At 71.7% G+C, this 6,668-nt stretch carries 8 protein-coding genes; 5 read left to right on the top strand and 3 right to left on the bottom strand.

The genetic code is table 11. The annotated features are described in order from the left end of the window. The 3 genes from BJF79_RS36255 to BJF79_RS36245 all read right to left on the bottom strand — a co-directional run. A partial coding sequence (locus BJF79_RS36255; RefSeq protein WP_143220703.1) for an ABC transporter permease occupies positions 1-485 on the bottom strand: 485 nt, incomplete at its 3' end. After that, positions 461-1,258, bottom strand: coding sequence for an ABC transporter permease (locus BJF79_RS36250; protein ID WP_075904191.1), 798 nt, complete (start codon positions 1,256-1,258; stop codon positions 461-463). The genes BJF79_RS36255 and BJF79_RS36250, both read right to left, overlap by 25 nt. Beyond that, positions 1,255-2,037, bottom strand: a complete 783-nt coding sequence (locus BJF79_RS36245) for an ABC transporter ATP-binding protein (protein WP_075904190.1) — start codon at positions 2,035-2,037, stop codon at positions 1,255-1,257. Before BJF79_RS36245 ends, BJF79_RS36250 begins: the two co-directional genes overlap by 4 nt. Before the next feature lie 284 nt (positions 2,038-2,321). Between BJF79_RS36245 and BJF79_RS36240 the strand changes: the two genes are divergently transcribed. From BJF79_RS36240 to BJF79_RS63305, 5 genes are all read left to right on the top strand, one after another. Beyond that, a complete protein-coding gene (locus BJF79_RS36240) occupies positions 2,322-3,074 on the top strand; it encodes a TetR/AcrR family transcriptional regulator (RefSeq protein WP_262403075.1) in 753 nt (250 codons plus the stop codon). A gap of 58 nt (positions 3,075-3,132) precedes the next feature. Beyond that, on the top strand, positions 3,133-4,134 hold the full coding sequence (locus BJF79_RS36235) for an AurF N-oxygenase family protein (protein WP_075904187.1): 1,002 nt from the start codon (positions 3,133-3,135) through the stop codon (positions 4,132-4,134). 15 nt (positions 4,135-4,149) lie between these two features. Beyond that, complete coding sequence (locus BJF79_RS36230) at positions 4,150-5,745, top strand: flavin-containing monooxygenase (RefSeq protein WP_083734508.1); 1,596 nt, start codon at positions 4,150-4,152, stop codon at positions 5,743-5,745. Positions 5,746-5,829: 84 nt separating this feature from the next. After that, positions 5,830-6,537 carry an SDR family oxidoreductase gene (locus BJF79_RS36225; RefSeq protein WP_262403074.1) on the top strand — a complete coding sequence of 236 codons (708 nt, stop codon included), beginning with the start codon at positions 5,830-5,832 and terminating at the stop codon, positions 6,535-6,537. Continuing rightward, entirely contained in the window at positions 6,507-6,647 is a 141-nt protein-coding gene (locus tag BJF79_RS63305; protein WP_262403073.1) for a hypothetical protein, read from the top strand. Before BJF79_RS36225 ends, BJF79_RS63305 begins: the two co-directional genes overlap by 31 nt. Positions 6,648-6,668 lie beyond the last annotated feature (21 nt).

Below are 6,668 nucleotides of genomic sequence, written 5' to 3'. Positions count from 1 at the left end.
GCGGCGACCAGCGCGAAGACACCGCCGGATGATGCGCGCGCCTCCGACGGACGGGCGCGCTCCGCGGCCGCGTCCCGCATCGCGGCCATCGGCGCGGTCCGGGACGCGCGCAGTGCGGGGCCGAGGGCGGCGGCGAGCGTCACCAGGATCCCGACCGGCACCGCGATCAGCGGTGTCGTCGCCGCGACGGTGACGCCCTCCATCTCGATCCCGATGCGGAACGTGTTGAACACCTGCCGCAGCAGCGCGGCGAACCCGAGGCCGCCGGCCAGCCCGGCGAGCGTCGCGGCGGTCCCGACCAGCAGCGCCTCGGTGCCGACGAGGGCGACGAGTTGGCGGCGGCCCGCGCCGAGGGCGCGCAGCAGCGCCGACTCGCGGGTCCGCTGCGCCACGGTGATCGCGAACGTGTTGTGGATGGTGAACGCCGCGACGAGCAGCGCGACGCCGCCGAACGCGGCGATCACGATGCGGAACGTGCCGAGCATTCCGGCCTCGACGTCGCCGAGGGCCTCCTCGATCGCCGCGTCGGCGGTGATCGCCTCCGCCCCCGGCGGGCAGCACGGCGCGACCCGGGCGGCCAGCTCGCCGGGGGAGGTGCGTCGGCGGCGCGGATCCGGACGGCGCCGAGCCGGTCGGGCGACGCGGCGACGTGCTCGCGCGCGCCTTCCAGGGTGAACGCGGTGAACGACGACTCGCCGAACGTCTTCTCGTCGCCGAACATGCTGATCCCGACGATCGTCACCGGGACCCGGTCCGGGGTGAGGACGGCCGTCCGGTCGCCGACCCGCAGGCCGCCCTGCTCGGCGGTCAGCCGGTCGACGACGACCTCGTCCGGTGCGCGGGGCGCGCGGCCCTCGGCGACCCGGTACGGGTTGAGGGCGGGATCGGTGATCCAGTTCCCGGCGTCGCGGGGGCCGCGGTTGTCGATCGTCGTGCCGTCCGCGCCGAGGAGCTGCCCGGACCCCCGGACGAGCGGCGCCGCGTGCGCGACGCCGTCCACGCCCGTCACGCGGTCGAGGAGCGCGGCGTCGATCTCGCCGCGGGCGCTCCACGGCGAGTCGCTCACGTCGGTCGAGTTCCGCACGATGACGTCCGTCCGGCCGTAGGAGCCGGAGTAGTAGGAGTCGAGGCTGCCCGCGAGGGTGTCGCCGAGGACGAGCGTCCCGGTGAGGAACGTGACGCCGAGGAAGACCGCGGTCAGCGCGCCCGCCATGCGGCGTTTGCGGCCCCGGATCTCCTTGAGCACGAGCCCGATCACGACCGGCCTCCCAGCTCGCGCATCCGGTCGAGGACGCGGTCGGCCGTCGGGCCGTCCACGACGTCGTCGACGCCGCCGTCGGCGAGGAACACGACCGCGTCGGCGTGGGCGGCGGCGACCGGGTCGTGGGTGACCATCGCGACCGTCTGGCCGAGGTCGTCGACCGCGCCGCGCAGCAGCGTCAGCACTTCCGCCCCGGTGCGGGAGTCGAGGTTGCCGGTCGGTTCGTCGGCGAACACGATGTCGGGGCGGGTGATCAGCGCGCGGGCGAGCGCGACCCGCTGCTGCTGGCCGCCCGACAGTTCCGCCGGACGGTGCGCGACCCGGTCGCCGAGCCGCAGGACGCGGACGACCGTGTCGAACCACTCGGGGTCGGGCGTCCGGCCCGCCAGCGTCATCGGCAGGACGATGTTGTCGCGCGCGGTGAGCGTGGGGAGCAGGTTGAACGCCTGGAACACGAAGCCGATGCGCTCGCGGCGAAGCCGGGTGAGGCGCCGGTCGGACAGCGCCCCGAGCTCCTCGTCGCCCACGAAGACCTTGCCGGACGTCGCGTCCTCCAGTCCGGCCGCGCAGTGCATCAGCGTCGACTTCCCGGCGCCGGACGGACCCATGATCGCGGTGAACCGCCCGGCCGGGAACACCACGCTGACCTCGTCGAGGGCCCGGACCGCCATGGGCCCGGACCCGTGCACCTTGGTGAGCCGCTCGGTGTGGGCGCTTCCGGAGGGCCGGGGCGGGGACGCCCCGGGCGGCTTTCGCGCCGCTGCTGTTTCCTTCATGCCGTGATGCTCGCGGCGAGGCCCGGGGTACGTCGTCGGGCCGGGAGATGCACCGCTCCTGCGCCCTGCGGTGCATGCGGGCGCGTCCGGCTACGTCCCGAGACGTACGGCGGACCGGCCGCACGCGTGGCGGCCGCCGTCGGTGCCGCGGCCGAGCACCGCTGCGCGCTCCCCGGGCCGCACCGCGACGTAGATCAATAAGACGCGTTGTCCAATTGTGATGCGGCCAACATACAAGCAGGCTTGATTGCTTGTAAGTGCGCTCGTACGGTCGGGGTGTGTCAGTGAGCGCTCGCCGTCGCCGCCGCCGCTCGGGCGGCGGCCGCACCCAGGAGGAACGCCGGTCGCGGACCAGGGCCCGGCTCCTGGAGGCGACCATGGAATGCCTCGTCGATCTCGGCTGGTCCGGGACGTCCACCACCGAGGTCGCCCGGCGCGCCGGCGTCTCGCGCGGAGCCCAGCAGCACCACTACCCGACGAAGATGGTCCTGGTCGCGGCGGCGCTGGAGCATCTGCTGGAGGCGCAGCGGCTGGCGTACGAGACGGCCTTCGCGGTGCTGCCCGCCGAGCGGCGCAACGTCGAGGGGGCGCTCGACCTGCTCTGGGGGGTGTTCCGCGGCCGTCCGGCCAAGGCCCTCACCGAGCTGGCCGTCGCGGCCCGCACCGACGACGAGCTGCGCCCCCTCTGCCAGGACCTCAACGAACGGGTCCTGCGGGTCATCCTGGAGGTGTTCGAGCGCCTCTTCCCCGCCAGCACGCTGCCCGTCGACTTCGTCCCGACGATGCTGCGCGGCCTGTTCGCGATGTTCATCGGCCTGTCCATCCAGAACGCGCTCGACGACGACGCCGAAGGCCACCAGGCGGCCGTCCTGCGCCAGATCAAGGACGTCGCGCGGCTCATCGTCCCCGAACCCGGAGTCCTCGGGACGGCCGCGGCGGCGGCGCCAGCGTCCGACCCGGACGCCGCACCCGACTCCGCACCCGACGTCGCACCGGACGCCGCCCGCGCGCCCGAGCCGTCCCCCACAACCGCATAGCCCAACCCCCGAAGTGCCGGCCGGCCCCTCCGGCCGCGTCCCCCCAGGGAGCGTCACCATGCCCGAAGCACCCACCGGCCTCGCCGACGAGGTCCGCGAGCAGGTCAAGGACAAGAAGGCTTATTTCGGCGTCATCGACCGCCTGAACAAGGCGTCGGTGGAAAAGCACTGGGAGGCGTACGCCGACATCCCGTGGGACGATCCGGACTTCGCGGTCGACAAGAACGACCCGCGCTGGGTGCTGCCCCAGTTCGACCGGCTCGGCGAGACCGAGTGGTACCGGTCGCAGCCGCCCGAGATCCAGTCGCAGATCGGGCTGTGGCGGGTCGCGACCGCGATGAAGATCGGCCTGCAGTTCGAGAACCTGCTCAAGCGCGGGCTGCTCAGCTACGCGTACTGGCTGCCGAACGGGCGGCCCGAGTTCCGGTACGTCTACCACGAGACGACCGAGGAATGTCACCACGGGATGATGTTCCAGGAGTTCGTGAACCGGACGAAGATGCCGATCCGCGGCATGCCGAAGTCGCTGACGCTCGTCGCCGAGGCCGCCCCGTGGATCCCGCTGATCAGCACCGAGATGTTCTTCGTGTTCGTGCTCGGCGGCGAGGACCCGATCGACTACGTGCAGCGCAAGTCGCTCAAGAACGGGCATATCAAGCACCCGCTCGAAGAGACGATCATGCGGATCCACATCGCGGAGGAGGCCCGGCACATCTCGTTCGCCCGGCACTACCTCAAGCACCGCATCCCGCGCATGCACCCGATGCGCCGCCGCGTCCTCGGCCTGTTCACCCCGGTCGTGCTCGGCGTGATGGCCCGGATCATGCTGTCCCCGCCGGGGCCGATGGTCCGCCACTTCGGGATCCCGAAGGACGTCGTCCGCGCGGCCTACCGCAGCGAGGCGTCCCAGGCGGAGATCGCCAACTCGGTCGGCAAGATCCGTGACCTGATGGCCGAACTGGGCGTGATCGACCCGGTCGGCAAGCGGGTGTGGAAGGCGTTCGGTATCTGGGACGAGCCGAAGACGCGCCGCCCCGTCCCGTCCGCCGAGACCGCCTGACCGGGACGCGCCGGCATGACGGACGAGACGCGCGCGAGCGGCACGCGCGCAGGAGAGCGGCGCCCCGCCGTGGTCACCCCCGCGGCGGGGCCGGGCGAACCGTACCGGGTCGTCATCATCGGGACGGGTTTCTCCGGGCTCGGTATGGCGATCGGGCTGAAGAAGGCCGGAGTCCACGACTTCGTCGTCCTGGAGAAGGCCGGCGAGGTGGGCGGGACCTGGCGGGAGAACACCTATCCCGGCTGCGGCTGCGACATCATGTCGCTGCTGTACTCGTTCTCCTTCGAGCCCAAGAACGACTGGTCCCGGATGTTCCCGAAGCAGGGCGAACTCCTGCAGTACATCAAGGACGTCGTCGACAAGTACGACCTCGCGCAGCACATCCGGTTCCGCGCGGAGGTGACCGGGGCCGAGTATGACGACGCCACCGGCACCTGGCGCGTCACGGTCGCGGCCGGGCGCGAAGGCGAGGACGAGAGCGAGGGCGAGGACGAGGTCGTCCGGGCGCGGGCGGTCGTCGCGGGCATGGGTCCGCTGCACCGGCCGAACGTCCCGGAGCTGCCGGGCCTGGAGTCGTTCGAGGGCGCCGCGTTCCACTCCGCCGAGTGGGACCACGGCTACGACCTGGAGGGCAAGCGGGTCGCCGTCATCGGGACGGGCGCGTCCGCGATCCAGTTCGTCCCGCAGATCGCGAAGCGGGTCGAGTCGCTCACGGTGTTCCAGCGGACGCCGCCGTGGATCATCCCCAAGCCCGATCGGCGTATCACCGGCGTGGAGAAGGCGCTGTTCCGTCGCGTTCCAGGGGTGCGGAGGGGTTACCGCAACGGTATTTACCTGATGCAGGAGAGCTTCGTCGTCGGGTTCAAGAATCCGCGTCTGCTCAAGCTCGCCAGTGGCCTCGCCCAATGGCATCTGGCACGCCAGGTCCCGGATCGTGAACTGCGCCGCAAGCTCGTCCCCGACTACACGATGGGCTGCAAACGGACGCTCGTGTCCAGCGACTACTACCCGGCGCTGATGCGGCGCAACGTCGAACTGACCACCGAGGGCATCGCCGAGGTCCGTCCGAAGTCGATCGTGACCCGGGACGGCCGGGAACACGACGTCGACGCGATCATCTTCGGCACCGGATTCCACGTCGCCGACGCGTTCGACGACGCCCGCATCACCGGACGGGACGGCCTGAAGATCCAGGACGCGTGGAAGGGCGGCATCGAGGCCCACCTGGGCGTGACCGTCGCGGGCTTCCCGAACCTGTTCCTGCTGCTCGGGCCGAACTCCGGGCTGGGCCACAACTCGATGATCTTCATCATCGAGGCCCAGGTCCGCTACGTCCTGCAGTGCCTGGCGATGCTGGACGCGGCGGGCGGCGCGCGCATCTCCGTCCGCCCGTCCGTGCAGGACCGCTTCAACACGTGGGTGCAGCGCAAGTCCGAGGGCGCCGTCTGGGTGGCCGGCGGCTGCACCAGCTGGTACCTGGACCGCGACGGCGTCAACCGCGCCGCGTGGCCCGCGTCCACCGTCAACTACTGGCTGCGGACCCGCCGACTGGACGCGGGGGACTTCGAGATCGAGTCGGACGCGCCCACACGCGCGACGGCGAGTTCATAACCGGGTGCGTATCGGCGGGCGGGTCCCGCGGATACAATCCCGTGCAATTAAACACACCATCCAATTAATCGAGCGGAGCGCGCAATGAGCATCGCGATCGTGACCGGAGGCGCATCCGGCATCGGCCGTGCGATCGCCACGTCCCTGGTGGCGCGCGGCGACACCGTCGTGGTCACCGACATCGACGAGGGCGGCGCCAAGGCCGTCGCCGACCGGCTGAACACCCTGGGCCGCGGCAAGGCCGCGTCCGCCCGCCTCGACGTCACCGACGCCGACGCGGTCTCCGAACTGTACGCGGGCGTCAAGGACGAGCACGGCCGGCTCGACCGCGTCTTCAACAACGCCGGGATCGCGGTCGGCGGGCTGGCCGAGGAACTGTCCCTCGACCACTGGAACCGCGCGATCGACATCAACCTCAAGGGCGTGATCCACGGCGTCAACGCCGCCTACCCGATCATGCTGAAGCAGGGGAACGGCCACATCGTCAACACCGCGTCCCTCGCCGGGCTCGTCCCGATGCCCGTCGGCATCCCCTACACCGCCACCAAGCACGCCGTCGTCGGCCTCTCCCTCGGCCTGCGCGCCGAGCCGCCGGGCGCGGCGTCAAGGTCAGCGTCGTCTGCCCCAGCTTCGTCAACACCCCGCTGCTCACCAACGTCAACCCCGGCCTCCCCGAGACCGCGCTCAGCGGCGACGCCACCGGCGACATCAAGAAGGCGTCGCCGTTCCTCTACACCGCCGAGAAACTCGCCCGCGACATCATGCGTGGCGTCGACCGCAACCAGGCGCTGATCGTCGCCCCCCGGCACGGCCGCGCCGCCTGGCGGGGCATGCGCCTCAGCCCGTCCGGCGCCGTGCGCGTCGCCTCCCTCGCGGTCGGCCGCATCGCCGGGGGGAAGTGACGCGCCGCGCATAGGCTGGAG

The sequence above is a fragment of the Actinomadura sp. CNU-125 genome (assembly GCF_001942465.1).
Classification (GTDB): Bacteria; Actinomycetota; Actinomycetes; order Streptosporangiales; family Streptosporangiaceae; genus Spirillospora.
Note: the sequence above shows the minus strand (reverse complement) of the source record. Positions and strands in the feature narration are given on the sequence as shown.

Excerpts from the sequence above, each read along its gene's own strand:
- BJF79_RS36245 (WP_075904190.1), bottom strand. The coding sequence starts at position 2,037 with ATGAAGGAAACAGCAGCGGCGCGAAAGCCGCCCGGGGCGTCCCCGCCC.
- BJF79_RS36235 (WP_075904187.1), top strand. The coding sequence starts at position 3,133 with ATGCCCGAAGCACCCACCGGCCTCGCCGACGAGGTCCGCGAGCAGGTC.
- BJF79_RS36230 (WP_083734508.1), top strand. The coding sequence starts at position 4,150 with ATGACGGACGAGACGCGCGCGAGCGGCACGCGCGCAGGAGAGCGGCGC.
- BJF79_RS36225 (WP_262403074.1), top strand. The coding sequence starts at position 5,830 with ATGAGCATCGCGATCGTGACCGGAGGCGCATCCGGCATCGGCCGTGCG.
- BJF79_RS63305 (WP_262403073.1), top strand. The coding sequence starts at position 6,507 with ATGCGTGGCGTCGACCGCAACCAGGCGCTGATCGTCGCCCCCCGGCAC.